A 21,447-nucleotide genomic window follows, 5' to 3' on the forward strand; every position below is an offset into this window, starting at 1 on the left:
CGACGCATCCAGCAGTTCACGGGTCGGGGCCACCAGGTCCACGTGTGTGCGGCCCCACCCTTGCGAGGCGTTCGTACCGACGGCGAGCGCGCATCCGTGCTGGCAGGGCGGGGAGGCGTGGACGAACGCGTACCGGCGGATCTCCCCGGACGCGGTCAGGTGGGCGAGGTGTTCCAGGGCGTCGCCCTGGTGGTGGAGGAAGGGGTAGTTCGGGCGGGGGGCGATGTCGACGCCGGTGACGTCGAACCCGGCGCGGTGGTAGCCCATGGCTGCGCCGCCGGCGCAGCAGAACAGATCAAGCAGACGCGGCCGGTGGCCGGGCCCTCGCCGGATGGGGAACGGGTGAGTCATGCTGGTGTTCTCCTGTCCTTCGGGTGGGAGGTGGTGGGGCGGCCCGGATTCTTTGGCGAGAGGTGGGCCGCCCCGTGCTGTGTCAGAGGCCGGTGCGGTCGTCGCGGTCGGGGGCCAGCAGGCCGGCGAGGGTGCCGCCGAGCGTGGCCATCCGATGCTCGATCGCTCGCCACGACTGGGGGTCGATGGAGGCGAGTGCGTGGGCGGCGGCGGCCGGGTCGCCGCGTCGTGCGGCGTCGATGGCGTCGCGCAGCTCTCCGGCGGCCATCAGGGTGATGTGGTCGGGCACGGGTGTGCTCCTCACAGGTCGGGGATGGCGGTGATGACGGCGGCGGTGAAGTCGTTGATGGGTCCGGCCGCGCCGGTGGCGGCGAGGAAGTAGCCGAAGCCGACGGCGATGAAGGCGGAACCGGCGCTGAGGCTGCGGGTCTTGAGCAGCATCGCGAGGAGTGCTCCGAAGAGGAGCGCGAGGGAGATGGTCACGGCCATGGCGGGTGTGTCCCTTCCGGGTCAGGTGCGGGGTTGGCGGGTGCCGTGGTGGTGGATGCGGTGCCAGCGGTTGTAGAGCCAGCGGCCGGCGCGTAGGCGTTTGCCGGTGGCGCGGCAGCGGCGGCAGGCCCGGCCGCGCTTGGGCTTGCCCGTGCGGGTGTGGGTAAGGGCGAAGCCGAGTCCGCGGCAGCGGCGGCAGTTGCGGAACGGCACCGCCGCACACACACCGACGTAACCGAACGTGACCAGCGTGAGGAGGGTGATAGCGGTGAGAGCAGGGGGCACGAAGCGTCTCCTGACCGGGGTTTCCAGGGGTTGCCCAGGTCAGGCCGCTAACCGCTAGCGTGCTGATCACTGGGGGTGTGGGCCGCTAGCGGGGCCGCTAACGTTAGCGGGCTGTGCCGCTAGCGTTAGCGGCCCCGGGGAATCATCCGGCGGGCCGCTTTCGGTCACGCTCCGCAACCGCCGTGGTGAGGTGGTGGCGTTCGAAGCCGCGCCGGTTGACGGTCTTGCCGTCCACCCGACGCCCGACCTGACCCGTCTTGATCCCGTGCCGTTTGAGCGCGTTGGTGAGCTGGGCCGCCTTGTCGCCGGGGTCCAGCGCGGCCCACGTCTCGTACAGCTCGGGCCGGAGCTGGGCGAGGCGATCGACGGCGGTTTCGTTCCAGCACTTCGCCTCGCTGGCGGGCACCACGGCCAGCAGGTCATCCAACAGCGTGTCCACACCGACAGAGCGCTCCGGCGCCTCACCCGCCGCCGCGCCGCTGAGCGTCCCGGCCGCGATGCGCGCCGCACGGGCCCGCTGCGCGATCCGCTCAGCGTCGAGGTTGTCCAGGTAGTAGGTGCGCACGATCTGCGGCTCGTCGGTGGCTCCGACGAGGTAGCCGATGCCCTTGTCGGACTTGGTGAACGTCGTCGCCCGGGTGCCGCTCTTGTAGGCGGAGGTGCCCAGCACCATGTCGTTCTCCGTCTGGCCCATCACCCGCAGACAGAACCGGGAGCCCACGTTCGCGGAGATCCCGGTGGGCAGGGAGTCCTTGTCCGGGCGCTGGGTGGCGAGCAGCAGGATCACGCCCAGGGCCCGGCCGCGCTTGATGATGGACGTGCACAGCGCCCCGGCCTCCTTGCCCAACTCCGGGTGCATGAACAGCTCCTGACACTCGTCAATGGAGAGCACCAGCGGGTGCAGCCCGAGGGAGGGCACCTTGGCCAGGTCGGGGGTGACCTTGTTCTCCGGGCACTTGTCCTTCGGCAGCCCCGCGATGACCTTCGCCCGGCGCTCCAGGTCGCCGTAGACATAGCGGATCGAGTCCAGCGCCGCCGCACACGTCTCGTCGTCGGGGCCGGAGCCGTAGTCGGCGGCGACCTTGCTCAGCGCGTCCAGGTCGCCGGTGCCCTTCAGCTCCCACACCAGCAGTTCGGCCCGGGGGTCGAGGGCGGCGGCCAGCAGCGGGGTGCGCAGGGAGAACGTCTTGCCCATGCCAGGCATCGCGCCGATGAGGAGGTTGTCGTACATCAGCGTCAGCGCGACGGGACGTCCGCGCTGGTCGGTGCCGAACGGCAGCGCCTCGAACAGCGACGCCGAACCGCTCTTGGCCAGCGGCCATGCGGGCGGCGGCACCTTCGACAGGGCCCGGTCCCCGACCCAGAGCATCATCCGGCCGGCGTGCTCGTCCGGCACCGGCTCCGGCCACACACACCCCAACGGGCGCCGCAGCCCGGACGCAAGCCGGTCACGGCGGTCGAGGATGTCCGTCACCGTCACCCCGTACGGCAGATCGACGTCGGCGCGCCAGCCGGGGCCATCGCGGGTGATCGGCGCGGGGAACTTGATGCCCTCCCCGCCCTTGCCCAGCGCCTTGTTCACCTCAGCGATCCCCAGCGCCCCCAAAGCGCGCTCGACAATGCTGGAGGTGAGGCGTTCGACCTCGGTGGCGACGACGGCGCGGGAGACAACCGGCCTATCCGCCGGTGCGCCGTACCAGCCCAGCGCCAGCGTCACCGCCGCCGCGCTGGCCGCCAGCAACCACGCAGGGGCCAGCACCCACAGGGACAGGGCGACGATCGGGCCGACGAGGCAGGCCAGCGTGAACAGTAGACCCCGCAGCCGCACCCGGTTGTCCCGCTGCCGCGACAGCTTCAGGTAGTCCTCCGGGTGCTCCCGCCTCGCGGCGGCCTGCCGCAGGTGCTCGCCCTCCGCGTCCCGCAGCCACCGCAGACTGCCGCCCACGAACCGCGCGGCACCGGCCGGTGCGCGCACCGCCAGCGCCGCCGCGTAGTAGGGGGCGCGGACGGTGTGGAAGGCGGCGGTGTGCCCGGCGTACCCGGCCAGCCACCCCGCCGCGTTCATGAACTCCGGCTTCGAACACACCCAGGCCGGGAGGATCGGGGCGCGCTGGGCACCCCGGACCCGCTCCATCAGTCCCGGGCCCGTCGGTGCCGGACCGTCCACCAGCACCGGTTCCGCCGTCTCATCCCGATCGGCGTCAGCGTCGGGAGTGGGCGCGACTGCGGTGGCGTCTTCGCGGGCGGCTCGGGCCTTGTCCAGGTCAACGACCTCAGCCCCGGCCGGGGTGTTCAGGTCGGCTTCGAGCCGTCGGAACAGCTCGTGTTCATCGTCGTGGTTCACTGACGTTCCTTCCTACGGGAGGGGTTGGCGGGCCCGGCCGATGCTGTGAGAGGTAGGCGGCCGGGCCCGTGTTGCAGCAGAACGTAAGGCCGCCAGAGCGGCCAAAGGGACACAGTTCGTCACCCTTTGCCGTCAGGCAGCGCGCTGTGCCTCGGGGTAGGCGCAGGGCACACAGGCGCCCAGCGAGGCAGGGATCGTGTAGCCCGCATCCCGCCCGCACTCGGGGCAGGTACGTCGGGCGGTGTTGGCACGGTCGAGCGCGGCCCACCGGCCCGGCGTCATCGGCCGAACCGGCTTCGCGGCGTCGATGCGGTAGAGGTAGGCCACCAGCGGTGGGCGGCCCCGGCGGCGGGGCCGTTCGAGCTGCGCGGCCACGTCCTGACCGCCAGGCCGCAACCCGAGGGCGCGCAGCTGGCGGCGGGTGGCGTAGCCGTCGGGGGCGAGCCGCCACCGGTAGACGGGCAGGGTGCTCATGAGGTGGCGCCTTCAAGGACGAGTCCGGCGCCGTCGCGGTGTTCCTGGTAGCGGGTGGAGACCCAGCCGATGGACCAGCCGCACAACTCCGCGGCCGACCGCACCGGCAGCCCTTCGCCGAACGCGGCGTGCACGATCCGGCGCGCCTCGGCCTCGGGCAGCTTGGTGTTCACCGGTCCGCCGGACAGGAGGGCGGCGCGTTCACGGCGTTCACGCTCAGCTCGTTCCTGCTCCTGCCGGCGCGCTGCCTGCTCGCGCTCCAGCCGCTCGGTCTCGGCGCGCTGTGCGGCTTCGCGTTCGAGGCGTTCACGCTCGCGCTGGTGTTGTTCACGCTCGCGTTCACGGCGTTCACGAGCCTCCCGCTCCGCCCGCTCCCGCGCCTCCTGCTCAGCCCGCTCCGCCCGGCGGGCGGCTTCCTCACGTTCGGTCTGCTCACGGGCAAGACGGGCCTCGTGTTCACGCTGTTCACGCGCCAGCATCGCGGCGTGCTCGCGCTCCTCGCGCACCCGCCGCTCCGCCGCCTCTCGCCGCGCTGTCTCGGCCTGCTCGCGTGCTTCGCGTTCGGCGCGCTGCTGGGCTTCGTGGGCGGTCAGGGCGGCGGCGATGGCGCGGCGGTAGGCGAGTCCGGTCTCTGCGGTGACGATCAGCAGCAGCGGCGCGACCGCATGAACAGCCACCCCTACCAGGTCCTTCTTGAGTGCGGAGTCGGCGACGTTGAGGGCCAGAGTCATGCAGCCGGTCATCCACCGCAGCACTACCGGCCACCGGCCCCCGTGCCCACCCAGACGGGCGAGAACGGCGTCCAGGCGGACCACGATGACCACGGCGGCATCCACGACGAGAGGGAGGATGGGGGCGGTCCAGCGCCAGCCGTCGGGGGTGTGCTTGGCCATCAGCGGGGTGACGGTGAGGATCGAGAACAGCATGGCGCCGCCGACGATGAGCCAGGTGCCGACGGAGAGGGCGCGGTCTGCTGAACGGATTTGAACAGCGTTCACGACCCGCCCCCACTCCGGCGGACCGGCATGACCAGCCAGTCGGAAACGGTGCTCGGGTCGGTCTGCGGCGCCCAGCCCGACGGGCTGGCACCGTGGAGCGCAGCGTGTTCCTTGGCAGCGTGAACACTGCCATGAACACTGTGCGGCACCCCTGAACGCAGCAGCAGCGCCACCGGCTCCGCCGCCGCACGACGCGCCGCCGACACCTCCGCCTCCAGGCCGTCAACCGCAGCGGTGGCCTCCTTCAACGCGGCGCGCAGGAAGGACACGTCCTCGCGCAGGATCGCCGCGTCACCCTCCGCCGACTCCGCCCGCTGGGTGAGGTGCCGTACGCGCTGGATGTGGCAGCGCCACACCTCAGCCGCATGGCCCTGAGCCTCCTGAGCGGACGCATGTGCCTGCCCGGTGTCCTGGATCAGCTCGCGCAGGCGAGCGTCGGTGATGAAGCGGATCATGATGCGCCTCCGGGACGGTCGCTGTAGAGGAACCGGAACAGGGCCTGCTGGAGATCGACGTGGTCCAGGCCGCTGGTGACCGGCGGGAAGCCATGGGCGGCCAGAACTTCGGCCACGTCGCGGATCAGGCCGAACGTGAACCGGGCGTCGTCGTCCGGCAACGGCCGGATCGGATACGCCCGGGGCCGGGGGTCAGTGCTCATGCCGTACCTCGCCGTCCGGCCCGGCGGCCGTTGCTGGTCGGGTGAGACAGGGTGGGGCCGTCGGCCACCAGCCAGCCGCCCCCGCCGCGCTTGGCGACGTACATGGCCTCATCCGCCCGCCGCAGCGCAAGGGAGAGGTCAGGGGCCGGGAGTTCACCGGTCAGGCAGGCACCCAGGGAGGCACCCAGAGCGAACCGGCGGCCCCGGTAGGCCAGCGGCTCGCACAGGCGGGCGTGCAGCTCGCGCAGCAGCAACGGCACCGACACCGGATCGGCCACCGGCACCACGGCGGCGAACTCGTCCCCGCCCAACCGCGCGGCGATCCCGCCCCGACCCTCACGCTCCATCGCCTCGGTGAGCGCGGTGGCGGCGGTGGTCAGGGCGTGGTCGCCAGCCGGGTGGCCGAAGGTGTCATTGACGGCCTTGAACCCGTCCAGGTCGATGACGATGACGGCGTGGGGGCCGCGCCGGAGCATCCGGCCGGCGGTCCTCTCGAACGCGGCGCGGGTGCGCAGCCCGGTCAGCGGGTCACGCCGCGCGTTGTGGAGCTGGCGGCGCAGCCACAGGCCGTGCACCCCCCACCCGGCCAGCGGCACCGCAGCTGCAGCCGCAGGAAGCAGAGCGCTCATGCGATCACCTCGCCCGACGTGGTGGCGGCGCGGTTGGACAGGTCGCGGCGAGCGTCCAGCACCCGGCGCCGGGCCCGGCGCAGCCGCCGCGCGTCCAACTCCGACACCGGCCGGTCCAGCAGCGCGATCCGCACATCCAGCAGCTCGACGTCCGCCCGAATCAGCGGCATCTCACGCTCGATGGCGTCCAGCTCAGCAGCGGTCGGCTCCGCATCCAGCGCACCGACCGCCGCCAGTGCGACGATGTTCCTCATGGGTCGTAGGTCCTCTCAGGCAGACGGCCCAGACAGCGGCTCCGGTGTTCGAGCACCGGAGCCGCACGCCGTCGGGGAAGAATCAGGCAGTGCACAGCGGCGTATGCCGCTGGCGTGGGCGGGAAGGGAGTTGCACCCTCACCCCCGCAGGGGCCCTCTCCGGCCCCGCCCTCGGTTCGCTCCCGCCGACAACCCCGCACACCTCCGTTCGAGGGGCGTCAGCGGAACCTCATGCAGTTGTCAAAGGACCAGCGCTGCCTTTCGACCCGTTTCACGAGGCCGTCCGGGCGCAGCAAACTAGAGCTCCAAGAGGTGCTGTCCTCAACTCCTCTTTAGGACTAGCCATGACTATGACGGCCCTCACAGCAATCGTCAACACCTCATGAGGACTTATGCTTGGTCAGCTCGACCAACCCAGGACGGTGGATGCCAGATGGCCAAGGCGTACGAGCGGATCGCTGACGATCTGCGGCAGCAGATCCGCAGCGGCGAGTTGAAGCCAGGTGAACGACTGCCAGCGGAAACGGCGCTGGTAGAGCGCTACCGCCGCAGCTTGCCGACGGTGCGGCAAGCACTAGGCACCCTCCAGGCGGAAGGGTTGATCGAGAAGCAGCACGGACGGGGCAACATCGTCCGCAAGCCGCGCCGCTTGGTGGAGCGCCGCAACGGGCGACACCAGTGGGAGAAGGATCGAGCACGCCAGCCGGAAGCCGAACGCCGCAAGACGGGTGCGACCGAACATGACACCGGCCTGGAGCTACCCGATCTGGTCTTCCGCGCGGAGTACCAAGACGCGACAGCCGATGATGACCTTGCGTCCGTCTTCGACGTAGCCGTCGGCACACCTCTGCTCGAACGCGTCTACCGCACGTGGTACCGCGAGGAAGAGGCGCCGTTCAATCTGGCCCACTCCTATCTGCTTCGCGGGTTGATCGGGGCCAACCCTGCCCTGCTTGACCAGGCGAACGAGCCGTGGCCCGGAGGAACACAGAACCAGTTGCACACGGTCGGTATCGAACTCGACCGCATCGTTGAACACGTCAGCGCCCGGCCGCCAACGGCCGAAGAGGCAGAGGAACTTGGACTGTCGGCGGGCGTCTCCGTACTCGTTCTGCGCAAGATCTCCATCGACACCACCGGACGGACAGTAGAGGTATCCGATGTGACGTTGCCGGGCGACCGCACGGAGATGGTGTTCACAACCCCCCTCAAGAGGTGGTGAGGATGACCAACTTTATTTCGATCATCACCGCCGTACATGCACCTGCCGCACACCACCTTGGAGACGCCTACCGGTCGTTGGCAGCCCAGAAGCTCCCGGACGGTTGGGACTGGCAGTGGGTCGTACAGGAAGACGGTGAGACCGATGCCGTGGTTCCGCACCTCCCCGACGATCCCCGGTTGAGTTTCGGGCAGGGGAGACACGGCCGTGCGGGTGTCGCTCGGACGCTGGCGCTGTCCCGCGCTGCTGGCAAATACGTCAAGGTGCTGGACGCAGACGACCAACTCACTCCCGGCGCGCTTGCTCGTGACCTTGTGGCCCTCACACAGCCCGGGGTGAGTTGGTCAACGTCACGAGTGCTGGACCTCCTGCCGGATGGCTCCACCGTCGGCTTCGACCAAGACCCGCCGGAGGGGCCAATCCAGAGAGGCGAGGTACTAGAGCACTGGCGAGCGCACGCCTACCGGGCCCCGGTTCACCCTGCCACTCTTGCTGCCTCGCGGGAGTTGGTCTTGGCCCTTGGGGGCTGGATGGCACTACCAGCCTCCGAAGACACCGGTCTTCTCATGGCGCTCAACGCCGTCAGCACGGGATGGTTCACCGTTGAAACGGGCTTGCTCTACCGCAAGTGGTCGGGGCAGGTCACTAACGATCTGGCACACACCCACTCTGGCGAACGTGATGCTCGCATTTCAGTGATCACAGCAAGAGCAGAGGCGTTGATGGCTATGGACTGGAGAGTAGGCAATTAGCAGCGCATCTAGTCACCTGTGTCACCAATTTCAGAAACCCTAACAGTGCGCAGATCCCCACCAGGCCAACGCATTCCGATAGGCCTGAACCGCCGCCCTCTTGATCTCCCGATTTTACCCGACACGGCGAAATACACAAAGCAGATGACGGTGGCCGTAGCCATCGTGAGATAGCCGATCCACACTCCTTGAGGACCCATGCCGGCGAGGAAGCGAAGGGGCGCGGAGAGAAACCCGAGAAATCCGCCATCGGGGATCTCGTCGATCGCTTGCAACGTCTGACCGACAGCCGGAATCCCAAAGAAGAGAGTGGCGATTAGCACAAGAGCCGCCAGAGTATTCGCTCGCTTAGCGCCCAGACGTGATTCCTCAGTAGCTGCAAGCTGCTGGAGCTGGGACAAGCCTTCCAGAATACGGGCATAGAACCTATCAGCACGCCACTCCGAAAGAAGCTTTTCGGTAATCTCTTTCGCGGTGCCATAGCTAATTGCAGCTTCCCTGTATTCCCTCAACCCAAAGATTGCCTCCTTTTGAACCTCACGGACCCTGGAAAGCTTGTCCTGCGTTGCGCTGATCCGTTGATCCAGCATTCGGATCTGCCAGTATTGCAGCAGGGCGCTTTCCATAATGATCAACCTATTCAGATGGTCGGCAAATTCACCTGGTGGCCCCTTCCATTCAATTTCAAGCATTGACGAGGCGTTGAAATAGAATGAGGAGTTTGAGTCCAGTGCGGCATTTTCCGGCATCAGAGTCCGAAGCTGCTCGGCCCTAATACCCTGACGCGGATCGAGCCTCAAGAAGAGCAGCGCAAGTTCTTCAGCATGAGAACGACTGAACTTATTCTCGGACTCACAGCATGCAATCCCTGCGAGGAACATGGCCGGGTAGCAGAACCATTCACCTTCCCAGCTCACCTTGCCTACAGCTGTGACAGAATTCGCATAAGCCACGAAGACTACGGCAGCACTAGTACTGCTACTAAATTCGATCTTGATAAGACGAGACCCCGACTCGTCTTTTCCTTCTACTCCTCTACTCACGGCCCCACCCAAAGCCCCGGCATCCGTATCAATTACCGCCTCTGGGAGGCTCACAGCGTCGATCGCTGGAGAACCTCCGAACGAGAACATACCGTAGGTATCTGCATCGATATTCTGCGGCAATGCATAGGACAGAACCAATTGCATGACGCCCGACCGATGGAGCATCAGATGGGCTTCAAGAGTCGATTCATGGCCTTGAGATCTACCACTAGGAACCCCTCCAGAAAGCCACACGCGTCCCGCTCTCAATTTCAACCGGATATAAGGCTCACGCTCCAGATAGGAGGGGCGCAATAGGCCCCGCTCCACCTCATGCTGAACCGCTACCGAAAATTGCCGACCCATAACCACCCTGTCAAGCGCCTCTCGATGGCGCCTCCATTCATCAATCACCTCAATACCTGATTCCGAATCCGCACCCCCACTCTCGCTATCCCCATCATGCACTCCTGATGAAATTCGAATTCGAAGCCTTGCCGCCATCTTTAGCCCAATACCAGGATTGCACAATAGCCATTTCAGGCGTTCGCGTTTTCCAGTTGCCGACTTGAAAGAAGAGATCTTCTCCCCATCTCGCAATAGGTCCGCAAGCTCTCTATACTGCGGCGACATGAAAACGTCTCCACTTGCTGGAGAAATCGCAGCATAGGCCACCCCCTGCTTCAGTAGCCGTCTAGCGACCTTATGGATATCCATTGGGGCTTCACCGCCAAAAGTGAAAATGTAGTAGGCTTTCGATTCCCCGATAATCATCTTGTGATTTCGGCGCCAATTTCGCATATTTGCACACTCACTTGATGGAGATTCCATGAAATGGTCGCCGAACTTGTGAAGGCCAAGGGTCGCAGAGGCCGGCTCTCGAACGGCAGGGCACTGAACGCCAGACAAGATACGCGGGGTAGGGAGCGCCCGAGGCGGCCTCGGAGATGAACCCCGCCGACCGTCTCAGTTTCCGTCTCATTCACCTACGTCCAGCGGCGTTCAGACCACGCTGCACACCGCCCCTCACGTCCTGGTGGCGGGCCGTTCCGAACGGTAGTGAACGACCCCGGACACCCCTCTGACCAGCACGAGCAGACCTCGAAAGCGAGTGTGGGGGCAACTCCACCGTGGGTTCAAATCCCACCGCTACCGCTCTGAGCAGGACGAACGAAGGGCCGGACCCGGCAGGGGTCCGGCCCTTCGTCGTGCGCCCTGGACAGGTCGGCCGAGCGCGGAGTGGTGAGTTCGGCGGCAAAGAGCCCTGGTTGCTGGGGTTTTGGCCGGATAAGGGACGATCAAGCCGACGACCTGGCCGGATAGACTCTCGCGACTGCACAGGGGACAGCGGCCAGCCACAGGAGGCGGCGACGGTGGACATCAAGAAGATCGCGCTCTACATCGTCGTTGTCTTCGTGCTGTACACGATCATCACCTCACCCGCCCGCTCGGCCGAGCTGGTCCAGGTCGGGTTCGAGGGGATCTCCACCGCGGCGCAGGGCGTCGGCGACTTCATGACCCAGCTGGTCAACTGAGACCCGCCCCGGATCAGCACACCCGATCGAAGCCTCCGCCGAACGGCCCCCCAGTGCCCATGGGGGGCCGTTCTTCGTACCTCCGCATCACCAACACGGACGTATAAGGTGCTTGCACACGATGGCTATGAATTGTGATGCTATGACCGCTTTTGCCGGATGAGTAGACCGTGAAAGGGGTGGTGCAAGGGTGGCGGTGACTCAGACCCGCGAAAGCCGCAGCGCCCGGACGAGGGCGCTGACCCAGGCGCTCTTCGAGCAGTTGGCGCAGCGGGAACCGGGCACTCCCGAGCACCACCGGGTCCGGGACGCGCTCATCGAGGCGAACATCCCGCTGGTGCGCTACGTCGCCGCCAGGTTCCGCAGCCGCAACGAGCCGATGGAGGACGTCGTCCAGGTCGGCACGATCGGGCTGATCAACGCCATCGACCGGTTCGACCCGGCGCGGGGCGTGCAGTTCCCCACCTTCGCGATGCCGACGATCATCGGCGAGATCCGCCGGTACTTCCGCGACAACGTGCGGACCGTGCACGTCCCCCGCCGCCTGCACGAGATGTGGACGCAGGTGAGCACGGCGACCGAGGACCTCACCGTGCAGCACGGGCGCTCGCCGACCACGGCGGAGATCGCCCAGCGGCTGGAGATCGGCGAGGACGAGGTGCTGGCCTGCATGGAGGCCGGGCGGGCCTACCGGGCCACCTCCCTGGAGGCCGCGCAGGAGCGTGAGGACGGCCGGCCCGGGCTCATCGACCGGCTCGGCTACGACGACCCGGCACTGGACGGCGTGGAGCACCGCGACCTCGTCCGGCACCTCCTGGTGCAACTCCCGGAGCGCGAGCAGCGAATCCTGATGCTGCGCTACTACGGCAACCTGACGCAGTCCCAGATCAGTGCGGAACTCGGCGTCTCGCAGATGCACGTCTCCCGGCTGCTCTCCCGCAGCTTCGCCAGGCTGCGAGCCGCAAACACCATCGAAGCGTAGCCAGTTCGGGTGACACTCCTTCGGAGTACACCCGCTCCCAGCTGTGCAGTTTTATCGACATGACGCTACATCGCGTTGCTGACTTGTGACATTCTGCAAGAGCTGCGTTTGCCGCGGCTGCACCGCCGGTATTCAGGTGGAGGACTGCCCTCATCCGGAAGGCAGCCGCTGCGACCCGTCCGCGACCTCAAGGGGGTGGCATGTCCGTAGATCTGGGCAGCTCGAAGGTACTCACCGAAGCGATCAACACCGACGCACCGCACGGTGCTTCCGGGACATCCGAGGCGCCCGGCGTGCCGGGCCCCCCGCCCGTCGCGGCGCGTGCCGCGGAGTCCGACGCCATCGACACGCGCACCCTCTCCCGCTCCCTCTTCCTGCGGCTCGCCGCACTCGAGGCGGACAGCGGTGAGCGTGCGTACGTGCGCGACACCCTCATCGAACTCAACCTCCCCCTGGTGCGTTACGCCGCGGCCCGGTTCCGCAGCCGCAACGAGCCGATGGAGGACATTGTCCAGGTCGGAACGATCGGCCTGATCAAGGCGATTGACCGCTTCGACTGCGAACGCGGCGTGGAGTTCCCCACGTTCGCGATGCCGACGGTCGTCGGGGAGATCAAGCGCTTCTTCCGGGACACGTCCTGGTCGGTGCGCGTGCCCCGGCGCCTCCAGGAGCTGCGGCTCGCGCTGACGAAGGCCAGCGACGACCTGTCGCAGCAGCTCGACCGCTCCCCCACGGTGCCCGAACTGGCCGCGTGCCTGGGCGTGTCGGAGGAGGACGTGGTGGACGGCCTGGCGGTGGGCAACGCCTACACCGCCAGCTCGCTGGACTCCCCCTCACTGGAGGAGGACGGCAGCGAGGGCTCGCTGGCGGACCGCCTGGGCTACGAGGACGCCGCGCTGGAGGGCGTGGAGTACCGCGAGTCCCTGAAGCCGCTGCTGGCCCGACTCCCGTCCCGGGAGCGGCAGATCATCATGCTGCGGTTCTTCGGCAACATGACCCAGTCGCAGATCGGCGAGGAGGTCGGCATCTCGCAGATGCACGTCTCACGGCTGCTGACCCGCACGCTCGCCCAGCTGCGCGAGGGCCTGATCACGGAGGAGTGACCGGCAGCTCCACGCCGGAGCAGACAAAGCCGGAGCAGACAAAGCCGGAGCAGACAAGGGCGGAGCAGCGCGCAGGGCTCCGCCGCCGACGGACCGGACGCCGCGTCGGCCCCCCATGCGGGCGCGGCAGAAGACACAGCGGCACCACCTCCGCGCACGCGGCGGGACGCACGCGGGCGGAGAGGGCGTGCGAGCGCCCACCCGGTCACCGGTGGTGGCGCCGGGTGAGGCCCGATGGAGTGCGACGGGTCAGGACAGGGCGAGCCAGACGACGGCGGCGACGGCCACCAGGCCGACGATCACGCCGACGATCAGCCCGACCCGGGGACCCGCGGCGGGAGCCGGGGCCGCCGGGCTCTGCGGCACGCCGCCCTCGTCGACGAAGGCGCGGAACATCTGGGTACTGCCGGCCGGGTCCGGGTTGCCCTCGGGGCCCTGCGGTGCTTGGGGGTTGTGAGCCATAGGCGGACCTTAGCGAACGCCGGGCCGCCACGGCATCCCCGGCTGCTTTAAGGATTGTTTGCCTGCACCTGCCCCGATTCCGCTTGGCCGGAGTACCCTCCCTCCTTATAGTTGCTTAGAGCAACAAACTACGGAGGGCGAAGGGTGAGCACCACGACGACGGAGACAGTCGGCACCGCGCACGAGACCGAGACCGCGCCGATGAGCCATCGGCAGATCATGGAGGCCCTGTCGGGGCTGCTACTGGGGATGTTCGTGGCGATCCTGTCGTCCACGGTCGTCTCCAACGCGCTGCCGGAGATCATCTCGGACCTCGGCGGCGGCCAGAGCGCCTACACCTGGGTCGTGACGGCCTCCCTGCTCACCATGACCGCCTCCACCCCGCTGTGGGGCAAGCTGGCCGACCTCTACAGCAAGAAGCTGCTGGTCCAGCTCGCGATCGTCATCTTCGTGCTCGCCTCCGCCGGTGCCGGGCTGGCCCAGAGCACCGGCACGCTCATCGCCTTCCGCGCCGTGCAGGGCCTCGGCGTCGGCGGACTGGTCGCGCTGGCCCAGGTGATCCTCGCGGCGATGATCTCGCCGCGTGAACGAGGCCGCTACAGCGGCTACTTCGGCGCCACCTTCGCCACCGCCACGGTCGGCGGCCCGCTGCTGGGCGGAGTGATCACCGACACCTCCTGGCTGGGCTGGCGCTGGTGCTTCTACGTGGGCGTGCCGTTCGCCATCGTGGCCCTGGTCGTCCTGCAGAAGACGCTGAAGCTCCCCGTGGTGCGCCGCGCCGGCGTCCGCATCGACTGGCTGGGCGCCCTGGTCGTCAGCGCCGCCGTCTCCCTGCTGCTCATATGGGTGACGCTGGCGGGCGACAGCTACGCCTGGGCGTCCTGGCAGACGGTGGCCATGGTGGGCGGCTCGCTGCTGCTGGGCCTGCTGTTCGTCGCCGTCGAGCGGCGGGCGAGCGAACCCATCATGCCGCTGCGGCTGTTCCGCAACCGCACCATCACCCTGACCGCCCTGGCCTCGCTCTTCGTCGGTGTCGCGATGTTCGGCGCGACCGTCTTCCTCAGCCAGTACTTCCAGCTGGCCCGCGGCCAGTCGCCGACCATGTCAGGCGTGCTGACCATCCCCATGATCGCCGGCATCTTCCTCTCGTCCACGCTCTCCGGCGTGATCATCACCCGCACCGGGCGGTGGAAGGGCTGGCTGGTCGCCGGCGGCGTCGGCATGACGGCAGGCCTGGGCCTGCTGGGCACCATGCGCCACGACACCCCTTACTGGCACATCGCGATCTCCATGGCGCTGCTGGGCCTGGGCCTCGGCATGCTGATGCAGAACCTGGTGCTCGCCACCCAGAACCAGGTGTCGGCCGCCGACCTCGGCTCGGCCAGTTCGGCGATCACCTTCTTCCGCTCACTGGGCGGCGCGGTCGGCGTCTCCGCGCTGGGCGCGGTCCTGGCCACCCGCATCTCCACCTACGTGCAGGACGGCATGGCGAAGGCCGGAGTCCCGGCCGGGTCCGGCGCCCCGGGCAGCGGAGCCATCCCCGACATGGACGCGCTGCCCGGTCCGGTCCGGACGGTCGTCGAGAGCGCCTACGGGCACGGCATCGCGGACATCTACCTCTACGCCGCGCCCGCCGCCCTGCTGGCGCTGCTGCTGGTGGTGTGCGTCAAGGAGGTCCCGCTCCGGACCACCTCGCACGCTCCGCGCTGACCTCCTGGGGCGGAAAGCCGTGCCCGGGGGGCGGGGACGCGGTGGGAGCGGGGCGGGGCTCAGCTTCGGGCGGCCGGACCGGAGCGCAGGGCCTCGATGCCCGCGACGAGCAGTTCCACGGCGGTGTCGAAGTCCTGCTGGCGCATGCCGTCGACGGTCCCGGACCCGCCGACCTCCCGCAGCTCCAGCGACTGGGCGTACTCGGGCCGGCCCTCGACCTGCCGGTGGATGTACGCGTAGTACGCGTCCTTGTCCATGCCCGACGACCGGCAGCGGGCGTTCCAGTTCGCCTCGACGGCACCGAACCCGTAGACGAACTGGAAGACCGCCGACAGCGCGCCGGTGAGGCGGCCCGGGGGCAGCCCGGCCCGCAGCATCACCTGCTGGGCGGCGGCCGCGAACTCCATCGCCTGCGGCCCCACGTTGAGGTACTGACCGATCATCGGCGACACCCACGGGTGGCCGACCAGCATGCGCCGGTACTCGGAGGCAAGGTCGCGCAACTGCTCCCGCCAGGCGTCGTCCCGGTCGGCGGGGGCGGCGTCCGGCTGCGGGCCGTCGTCGAAGCGGGGCAGGGCGATCTCCCCCTGGACGGCGTCCAGCGCCAGCTCCAGCAGGTCGTCCCGGGAGTCGACGTACCAGTACAGCGACATCGCGGTGACGCCCAGCTCGGACGCGAGCCGCCGCATGGAGAACTTGGCCAGCCCTTCCTCGTCGAGCAGGCGCACGGTCACCGTGGTGATCCTCGCCCGGTCCAGCGCGCCGGGATGGTCCGGGGCGGCGTCCGCCGCACGGTGCCGGGAAGGTCCGCCGGCGAGCCAGACGCTGGTCCGGGGCGCGGGGCGGGCACGGCTGCCGGGTGGCATGGGGACTCCTCGGTACGGGTCGTGCGGCACGTGCGTCGATGCTATGCGCCGGGCGCGGGCACCACCGGCACCGCGCGTTCCGCCCGGCGCAGCAGTACGAAGGCCAGCGCGCCACCGGCGAACACCGCCACCGCGCCGACCAGCTGGCTGGTCTCCACACCCCGAGCGAAGGCGTCCGCCACCGCCTCCCGCTCGCCGGGCGTGGTGACCTTCTCCAGGGCCGCCGGCAGCGACCCGGCGCCCGCCGCGGTCCCCGGCAGCAGTGCGGCGAACCGCGAGCTGAGCACCGCACCGAGCACGGCGACGCCCAGTCCGTGCCCGAACTCGGCAAGAGTGCCGTTCACTCCCGCGCCGACACCGGCCTTGGCGGGCGGGATCGCGGACATCAGCGCGTTGGCCATGGTCGGCATGGCGAGCGCCACGCCGACGCCCATGACCACCAGGCCCAGCAGCATGCCGGAGTAGGACGCGCTGCCCAGCAGCGCCACGCAGACCAGGCCCGCGGCGAGCAGGCTCATGCCCACCAGGATCGTGACCGGCGTGCCGAGCCGCAGCGCCGTGCGGGCGCCGCCGCCGGTGAAGTTGACGGCGATCACCGTCAGGGCGAGCGGCGCCATGCGCAGCCCGGCGTCGAGCGGCTGGTGGCCCAGCACGAACTGGAGGTGCTGGGTGAGCAGGTAGAGCGAGCCGGCCATGCCGAACGCCACCAGCAGGCCGCCCGCGACCGCGCCGACGAAGCGCTGGTCGCGGAAGAACTGCATGTCGAGCATGGGGTGCGGGATGCGCAGCTCCCACCAGACGAACGCCGCCAGGGCCGCCGCACCGACCAGCGCGGTGAGCACCACCCGCGGCGAGTTCCAGCCGTGGTCCGGGCCGGAGATGATCGCGAAGACCAGCGCGGTCATGCCGGTGACGGACAGCAGCGCGCCCAGCAGGTCCAGCGGGTCGCCGCTGGGGTTGCGGGACTCGGGAACGAGCACGACGACGGCGACCAGGCCCAACGCCACCACCGGCAGGTTGATGAGGAACAGCGAACCCCACCAGAAATGGTTGAGCAGGAAGCCGCCGACGAGGGGACCGAGCGCGAAGCCCAGCGAGAGCACCGAACTCCAGATGCCGATCGCCCGCGGGCGTTCCGAGGCGTCGAATATCTGCATCACCACGGCGAGCGTGCAGGTGAGCAGCAGCGCGCCGCCGATCCCCATCCCGGCCCGTGCGGCGATGAGTTGGGCGGAGGTGGTGGAGAGGGCCGCGGCGAGCGAGCCGAGCCCGAACAGGGCCAGCCCGGCCAGCAGCATGCGCTTGCGGCCGAAGCGGTCCGCCGCGTTGCCGGCCGTCAGCAGCAGACCGGCCTGCACGAGGGCGTAGGCGTTGATCATCCACTGGATGTCGGAGGTGGACGCCGACAGGTCCCGACTCAGCGAGGGGATCGCGATGTTGAGGATGGTGTTGTCGAGCAGGACGGTGAACTCGGCGAGGCAGATCACCGCGAGGATCAGCCAACGGCGCGGGTGGCCGCCGGGTGCTTTCACGGTGGTTTCCGCGGCGTTGGTCGCCGTCATGCGGGCTCCTTGTACGGCGTATGGTTAGGCGCACCTTACTGTACACCGTAGAAGACCGTAGCAGTCCACCGGAGGCGGCGGCCGTGCGGACGTGCCGACGGGGTCCGGCCGCGGCGAGTGCGTCGCGGCCGGACCCCGTCGGGCCCCGTCGGGGCGGTTGGGTGTCGGGTGGGTCGGGGGTCGGTCAGGCGGGGTCGGTCAGGTCGTAGAGCGTGGTGCCGTCCACGGTGACCGCGGTGAAGTTCTCCTGCACCCAGGCGGCGATCTCGGCGCTGGTGCCGCTGCCGCCGGGCCCGCCGGCGCCGCCCCCCGGGCCGCCCTGAGCATCTCGGCCGCCCTGGCCGTTCTGGGAGCCCTGGCCGTCCTCTGTGGTGGACGTGGTGGAGGCGCCGCCCACGAACCAGTGCACGCGGCCCTGCTCGACCAGGGCGCGGAACTCCGCCAGGGTCGGCGAAGGGTCACTGCCGTTGAAGCCGCCGATGGCCATCACCGGCTCCTCCGTGGCCAGTTGGTATCCCGCAGCGCTCTGCGAACCGACCGCGGCCGCCACCCAGGTGTAGTCGTCCGCGTCCTTCACCAGCGCGGCCCGCAGGGTGTCGGAGACCTCGGCGCTGTCCAGCAGGCCACCGGGCCCGCCCCGGCCGCCACCCGGCGGTGCGTCGCCGACGCCGGTTCCGCCCCGGCCCGCCTGCCCGGTCGGACCGCCGTCAGGCTGCCCGTCCGTCCCGGCCTGCCCGTCGGCGCCGGCCTGCCCGTCCGCTCCCTGCGGCGGGGCCTGACCGCCACCGGGAACGCCCTGCGGGGGCATGCCGCCGACCGCGCCGGGCATGCCGTCCCCGCCCGGACCGCCGCCGGGCATGCCTCCTCCGCCGGGGCCACCGCGGGCTCCGGCCACCGAGGGGCCGGCGGTGACGATGGACCCGGTGTGCGCGGTGGTGACGGTGTCCAGGGCGTAGGCCGTCGGCCCCGCCAGCGAGGCGGCGAGCGCCAGCCCTGCGGCCAGCACCGGGAGGCGCCGCAGCCGCAGCATCGGCAGCGCGGCCAGCGCGAGCGCGGCCAGCAGCCCGGTGACGAGCACCGTCCAGCGCAGCCACGGCAGCCAGTCCGGCGTCCGGCCCAGCAGCACGAAGCTCCACGCCGCCGTCAGCGCCACCGCCGCCGCCAGTGCGGCAGCCGCCCACGGCTGCCTGCGAATCCGCCACAGCATCGTGCCGCCCGCTCCGACCAGCGCGGCCACGTAGGGCGCCAGCGCCACGTTGTAGTACTCGTGGAAGATCCCGGCCATGAAGCTGAAGATCACCGCAGTGATCAGCAGCGATCCGCCCCAGGCCAGCAGGTGCGTCCGGGTGGTGTCGGTGCGCGGCGCGCGACGCGTCAGGACCAGGCCCGCAACGAACAGCAGCAGTGCCGCGGGCAGCAGCCAGGAGATCTGGCCGCCCATCGAGTCGTTGAACAGCCTGCCGATGCCGGTCTCGCCCCAGCCGCCGCCCCGGCCGCCGCCGACGCTGCCGGTCTCGTTGCCGTTGAGGCGGCCGAGCCCGTTGTAGCCGAAGGTCAGCTCAAGGAAGCTGTTGGTCTGCGATCCGCCCACATAGGGACGGGAGTCGGCGGGCCACAGCTCGACCAGCGCCACCCACCAGCCGGCCGTGAGGACCGTCACCAGCCCTGCGAGGAGCAGTTGGCGCAGCCGGCGCAGCAGCCCGGTCGGGGCGCACACGGCGTACACGGCGGCGAGCACCGGCAGGATCAGCCAGGCCTGGAACGTCTTGGTGAGGAAGCCGAGTCCGAAGCAGGCTCCGGCGAGCAGCAGCCATCGGGTCGAGGCGTGCTCCAGCGCGCGCAGCACGCAGACCACCGCGCCGACCATGAGCAGGCACAGCAGCGCGTCCGGGTTGTTGAACCGGAACATCAGCGCGGCGACCGGCGTCAGGGCGAGCACCGCGCCGGCCAGCAGACCGGCACCGGGACCGAACCTGCGGCGCACCCCGGCGTGGAGAACGCCGACGGTGGCCACACCCATCAGTGCCTGGGGCACGAGGATCTGCCAGGAGCCCAGCCCGAACAGCCGCACCGACAGCGCCATCGGCCACAGTGCGGCCGGCGGCTTGTCCACGGTGATGGCGTTCGCCGCGTCGGAGGACCCGAACAGGAACGCCTTCCAGCTCGCCCCGCCGGCCTGGGCCGCCGCCGAGTAGAAGGAGTTGGCGTACCCGCTGGCCTGGAGGTTCCACAGGTAGAGCACGGCGGTGACGGCGAGCAGGGCCAGCAGCGCGGGCCGTTCCCAGCGGGTGCGGGCGGTGGCGGAGGCGTCCGGGGTGCCGCCGTCCGTGCTGACGGGTGCGCCGAGGGTCGTGCCGTCGTCGGTCGTAGCGCCGGTGGGGTGGGGCGGGCGGACGGCCGGGGAGTTCCTCGTCTCGCTCATGACCGCACCTCCACGTCGGAGGCGCGGACCGGACCGGCGGAGGCTGCGGGTGCTGCGGGGGCTGCGGGGGCTGCGGGGGCTGCGGACGGGAAGACCCAGCCGCGCAGCAGCAGGAAGCGCAGGACCGTCGCGGCGAGGTTCGCCGCGACCAGGACGGCCAGCTCGGTGTCCCGTCCGGGGTCGGGGGCGGCCGAGTGCAGGGCCGCCAGCGAGCCGCTGGTCAGGGCCAGGCCGATGGCGAACACCAGCAGGCCCTGGGCCTGGTGCCGGACAAGTCCGCGTCGGCCGCGGACGTGGAAGGTCAGGCGCCGGTTGGCGGCCGTGTTGCCCAGTGCGGTGAGCAGCAGCGCCGCCGCGTTGGCGGTCAGCGGACCGACCGCCGGGCGCAGCAGCGAGTACAGCAGCAGATAGGCGAGCGTGCTGAGCGCACCCACGACGCAGAAGCCCAGGAGTTGCCGGGCCAGCCCGCGTGGCACACCCGGCAGCGCCCGGTCCCGCGGGTCGTCGCCGAACGGGCGGCGCAGCCGGTCCACCGGCAGCGCGCCGGAGGCCAGCGCGCGGCCGACCCGCCACACGCCCTTCAGGTCGTCGGCCACCGTGCGGCGGATGTCGACCCGGCTGTCGGGGTCGTCCACCCAGTCGACGGGTACCTCGTGGATGCGCAGCCCGGCACGTTCGGCGAGCACCAGCATCTCGGTGTCGAAGAACCAGCCGGTGTCCTCCACCAGCGGCAGCAGCCGTTGGGCGACGTCCGCCCGGATCGCCTTGAACCCGCACTGGGCGTCGGAGAAGCGGGCGGCCAGCGAGCCGCGCAGCAGCAGGTTGTACCCACGGGAGAGCACTTCGCGCTTCGGTCCGCGCACCACCCGCGAACTGCGGGCCAGGCGGGTGCCGATGGCCAGGTCGGAGTGCCCGGAGATCAGCGGTGCCACCAGCGGCAGCAGGGCGTTGAGGTCGGTGGACAGGTCCACGTCCATGTAGGCGAGCACCGGTGCGTCCGAGCCGCGCCACACCGTGCGCAGGGCCAGGCCGCGGCCCTTCTCCTCCAGCCGGACCGCGACGACCTCCTCCAGCGCGTCGTCCAGGAGGGCGGCGACCTCCGGGGTGCGGTCGGTGCTGGCGTTGTCCGCGATCGTGATGCGGAACGGGTAGGGGAAGGACTCGTCCAGGTGCCGGCGCAGCCGCCGTACGGACTCCTCCAGGTTCGCCTCCTCGTTGTACACGGGAATGACGACGTCGAGGACCGGGGTGCCGTCCCGGTCCCAGCGGAGCTGGTCGCGTGCGGGCAGGGTGCCCGGAGTGGTTTCCGTCTGCATGCCGACGA

General features: G+C 69.6%; 21 protein-coding genes, 1 tRNA gene and 2 pseudogenes. 7 read left to right on the forward strand and 17 right to left on the reverse strand.

The features are described from left to right. The 11 genes and pseudogenes from QNO07_RS16100 to QNO07_RS16150 all read right to left on the reverse strand — a co-directional run. A pseudogene (locus QNO07_RS16100) lies at positions 1–351 on the reverse strand (DNA methylase); the annotation flags it as partial. Between the two features lie 82 nt (positions 352–433). Then, the gene (locus QNO07_RS16105) at positions 434–640 is read right to left on the reverse strand and encodes a hypothetical protein (RefSeq protein WP_283992714.1); all 207 of its coding nucleotides are present in this window, start codon (positions 638–640) and stop codon (positions 434–436) included. An 11-nt stretch (positions 641–651) separates the two neighbouring features. Further along, a complete protein-coding gene (locus tag QNO07_RS16110; RefSeq protein WP_283992715.1) occupies positions 652–840 on the reverse strand; it encodes a hypothetical protein in 189 nt (62 codons plus the stop codon). 21 nt (positions 841–861) lie between these two features. Continuing rightward, positions 862–1,125, reverse strand: coding sequence for a hypothetical protein (locus QNO07_RS16115; protein WP_283992716.1), 264 nt, complete (start codon positions 1,123–1,125; stop codon positions 862–864). 142 nt (positions 1,126–1,267) lie between these two features. Next, the gene (locus tag QNO07_RS16120) at positions 1,268–3,469 is read right to left on the reverse strand and encodes a cell division protein FtsK (protein WP_283992717.1); all 2,202 of its coding nucleotides are present in this window, start codon (positions 3,467–3,469) and stop codon (positions 1,268–1,270) included. 132 nt (positions 3,470–3,601) lie between these two features. Beyond that, positions 3,602–3,943: an RRQRL motif-containing zinc-binding protein gene (locus QNO07_RS16125; protein ID WP_283992718.1), complete on the reverse strand. Its 342-nt coding sequence runs from the start codon at positions 3,941–3,943 to the stop codon at positions 3,602–3,604. Beyond that, positions 3,940–4,941 carry a DUF2637 domain-containing protein gene (locus QNO07_RS16130; protein WP_283992719.1) on the reverse strand — a complete coding sequence of 334 codons (1,002 nt, stop codon included), beginning with the start codon at positions 4,939–4,941 and terminating at the stop codon, positions 3,940–3,942. The genes QNO07_RS16125 and QNO07_RS16130 overlap by 4 nt, the downstream gene beginning before the upstream one ends. Next, positions 4,938–5,396, reverse strand: a complete 459-nt coding sequence (locus QNO07_RS16135) for a hypothetical protein (RefSeq protein WP_283992720.1) — start codon at positions 5,394–5,396, stop codon at positions 4,938–4,940. The genes QNO07_RS16130 and QNO07_RS16135 overlap by 4 nt, the downstream gene beginning before the upstream one ends. Beyond that, complete coding sequence (locus QNO07_RS16140; protein WP_283992721.1) at positions 5,393–5,599, reverse strand: hypothetical protein; 207 nt, start codon at positions 5,597–5,599, stop codon at positions 5,393–5,395. The genes QNO07_RS16135 and QNO07_RS16140 overlap by 4 nt, the downstream gene beginning before the upstream one ends. Continuing rightward, entirely contained in the window at positions 5,596–6,228 is a 633-nt protein-coding gene (locus QNO07_RS16145) for a GGDEF domain-containing protein (RefSeq protein WP_283992722.1), read from the reverse strand. Before QNO07_RS16145 ends, QNO07_RS16140 begins: the two co-directional genes overlap by 4 nt. Then, positions 6,225–6,482: a DUF6284 family protein gene (locus QNO07_RS16150; RefSeq protein WP_283992723.1), complete on the reverse strand. Its 258-nt coding sequence runs from the start codon at positions 6,480–6,482 to the stop codon at positions 6,225–6,227. The genes QNO07_RS16145 and QNO07_RS16150 overlap by 4 nt, the downstream gene beginning before the upstream one ends. A gap of 433 nt (positions 6,483–6,915) precedes the next feature. Between QNO07_RS16150 and QNO07_RS16155 the strand changes: the two genes are divergently transcribed. Continuing rightward, positions 6,916–7,704 (forward strand): GntR family transcriptional regulator, encoded by a 789-nt coding sequence (locus QNO07_RS16155; protein WP_283992724.1) that lies wholly within the window; start codon positions 6,916–6,918, stop codon positions 7,702–7,704. A 2-nt stretch (positions 7,705–7,706) separates the two neighbouring features. Next, a complete protein-coding gene (locus QNO07_RS16160) occupies positions 7,707–8,456 on the forward strand; it encodes a glycosyltransferase family 2 protein (RefSeq protein ID WP_283992725.1) in 750 nt (249 codons plus the stop codon). A gap of 8 nt (positions 8,457–8,464) precedes the next feature. Here the strand turns inward: QNO07_RS16160 and QNO07_RS16165 are convergent, their stop codons facing one another. Beyond that, positions 8,465–10,255, reverse strand: a complete 1,791-nt coding sequence (locus QNO07_RS16165; protein ID WP_283992726.1) for a hypothetical protein — start codon at positions 10,253–10,255, stop codon at positions 8,465–8,467. 281 nt (positions 10,256–10,536) lie between these two features. Here QNO07_RS16165 and QNO07_RS16170 point away from each other — a divergent pair. The 4 genes from QNO07_RS16170 to QNO07_RS16185 all read left to right on the forward strand — a co-directional run bounded on the left by QNO07_RS16170 (position 10,537) and on the right by QNO07_RS16185 (position 13,101). Further along, a tRNA-Ser gene (locus QNO07_RS16170) sits at positions 10,537–10,636 on the forward strand. Between the two features lie 218 nt (positions 10,637–10,854). After that, on the forward strand, positions 10,855–11,016 hold the full coding sequence (locus QNO07_RS16175) for a hypothetical protein (protein WP_283992727.1): 162 nt from the start codon (positions 10,855–10,857) through the stop codon (positions 11,014–11,016). Positions 11,017–11,212: 196 nt separating this feature from the next. Beyond that, positions 11,213–11,998 (forward strand): RNA polymerase sigma factor SigF, encoded by a 786-nt coding sequence (locus QNO07_RS16180; RefSeq protein ID WP_283992728.1) that lies wholly within the window; start codon positions 11,213–11,215, stop codon positions 11,996–11,998. A 200-nt stretch (positions 11,999–12,198) separates the two neighbouring features. Further along, positions 12,199–13,101, forward strand: coding sequence for an RNA polymerase sigma factor SigF (locus tag QNO07_RS16185; protein WP_283992729.1), 903 nt, complete (start codon positions 12,199–12,201; stop codon positions 13,099–13,101). A 249-nt stretch (positions 13,102–13,350) separates the two neighbouring features. Here the strand turns inward: QNO07_RS16185 and QNO07_RS16190 are convergent, their stop codons facing one another. Continuing rightward, positions 13,351–13,563 carry a hypothetical protein gene (locus tag QNO07_RS16190; RefSeq protein ID WP_283992730.1) on the reverse strand — a complete coding sequence of 71 codons (213 nt, stop codon included), beginning with the start codon at positions 13,561–13,563 and terminating at the stop codon, positions 13,351–13,353. Between the two features lie 201 nt (positions 13,564–13,764). Between QNO07_RS16190 and QNO07_RS16195 the strand changes: the two are divergent. Next, a pseudogene (locus QNO07_RS16195) lies at positions 13,765–15,252 on the forward strand (MDR family MFS transporter); the annotation flags it as partial. Between the two features lie 80 nt (positions 15,253–15,332). On the opposite strand, the gene QNO07_RS16200 reads toward QNO07_RS16195, so the two are convergent. From QNO07_RS16200 to QNO07_RS27715, 4 genes are all read right to left on the reverse strand, one after another. Then, positions 15,333–16,139 carry a TetR/AcrR family transcriptional regulator gene (locus tag QNO07_RS16200; RefSeq protein WP_283992731.1) on the reverse strand — a complete coding sequence of 269 codons (807 nt, stop codon included), beginning with the start codon at positions 16,137–16,139 and terminating at the stop codon, positions 15,333–15,335. 41 nt (positions 16,140–16,180) lie between these two features. Then, the gene (locus QNO07_RS16205; protein WP_283992732.1) at positions 16,181–17,701 is read right to left on the reverse strand and encodes an MFS transporter; all 1,521 of its coding nucleotides are present in this window, start codon (positions 17,699–17,701) and stop codon (positions 16,181–16,183) included. A gap of 184 nt (positions 17,702–17,885) precedes the next feature. Continuing rightward, a complete protein-coding gene (locus tag QNO07_RS27710) occupies positions 17,886–20,123 on the reverse strand; it encodes an ArnT family glycosyltransferase (RefSeq protein ID WP_502961862.1) in 2,238 nt (745 codons plus the stop codon). Next, positions 20,120–21,439, reverse strand: a complete 1,320-nt coding sequence (locus QNO07_RS27715) for a bifunctional glycosyltransferase family 2/GtrA family protein (protein WP_502961863.1) — start codon at positions 21,437–21,439, stop codon at positions 20,120–20,122. The genes QNO07_RS27710 and QNO07_RS27715 overlap by 4 nt, the downstream gene beginning before the upstream one ends. Positions 21,440–21,447: the final 8 nt, after the last annotated feature.

Origin of the sequence: Streptomyces sp. 549, assembly GCF_030124175.1 — a bacterium.
Taxonomy (GTDB): domain Bacteria; phylum Actinomycetota; class Actinomycetes; order Streptomycetales; family Streptomycetaceae; genus Streptomyces.

Excerpts from the sequence above, each read along its gene's own strand:
- QNO07_RS16110 (WP_283992715.1), bottom strand. The coding sequence starts at position 840 with ATGGCCGTGACCATCTCCCTCGCGCTCCTCTTCGGAGCACTCCTCGCG.
- QNO07_RS16125 (WP_283992718.1), bottom strand. The coding sequence starts at position 3,943 with ATGAGCACCCTGCCCGTCTACCGGTGGCGGCTCGCCCCCGACGGCTAC.
- QNO07_RS16135 (WP_283992720.1), bottom strand. The coding sequence starts at position 5,396 with ATGATCCGCTTCATCACCGACGCTCGCCTGCGCGAGCTGATCCAGGAC.
- QNO07_RS16140 (WP_283992721.1), bottom strand. The coding sequence starts at position 5,599 with ATGAGCACTGACCCCCGGCCCCGGGCGTATCCGATCCGGCCGTTGCCG.
- QNO07_RS16145 (WP_283992722.1), bottom strand. The coding sequence starts at position 6,228 with ATGAGCGCTCTGCTTCCTGCGGCTGCAGCTGCGGTGCCGCTGGCCGGG.
- QNO07_RS16150 (WP_283992723.1), bottom strand. The coding sequence starts at position 6,482 with ATGAGGAACATCGTCGCACTGGCGGCGGTCGGTGCGCTGGATGCGGAG.
- QNO07_RS16155 (WP_283992724.1), top strand. The coding sequence starts at position 6,916 with ATGGCCAAGGCGTACGAGCGGATCGCTGACGATCTGCGGCAGCAGATC.
- QNO07_RS16160 (WP_283992725.1), top strand. The coding sequence starts at position 7,707 with ATGACCAACTTTATTTCGATCATCACCGCCGTACATGCACCTGCCGCA.
- QNO07_RS16165 (WP_283992726.1), bottom strand. The coding sequence starts at position 10,255 with ATGATTATCGGGGAATCGAAAGCCTACTACATTTTCACTTTTGGCGGT.
- QNO07_RS16185 (WP_283992729.1), top strand. The coding sequence starts at position 12,199 with ATGTCCGTAGATCTGGGCAGCTCGAAGGTACTCACCGAAGCGATCAAC.
- QNO07_RS16190 (WP_283992730.1), bottom strand. The coding sequence starts at position 13,563 with ATGGCTCACAACCCCCAAGCACCGCAGGGCCCCGAGGGCAACCCGGAC.
- QNO07_RS16200 (WP_283992731.1), bottom strand. The coding sequence starts at position 16,139 with ATGCCACCCGGCAGCCGTGCCCGCCCCGCGCCCCGGACCAGCGTCTGG.
- QNO07_RS16205 (WP_283992732.1), bottom strand. The coding sequence starts at position 17,701 with ATGACGGCGACCAACGCCGCGGAAACCACCGTGAAAGCACCCGGCGGC.
- QNO07_RS27710 (WP_502961862.1), bottom strand. The coding sequence starts at position 20,123 with ATGAGCGAGACGAGGAACTCCCCGGCCGTCCGCCCGCCCCACCCCACC.
- QNO07_RS27715 (WP_502961863.1), bottom strand. The coding sequence starts at position 21,439 with ATGCAGACGGAAACCACTCCGGGCACCCTGCCCGCACGCGACCAGCTC.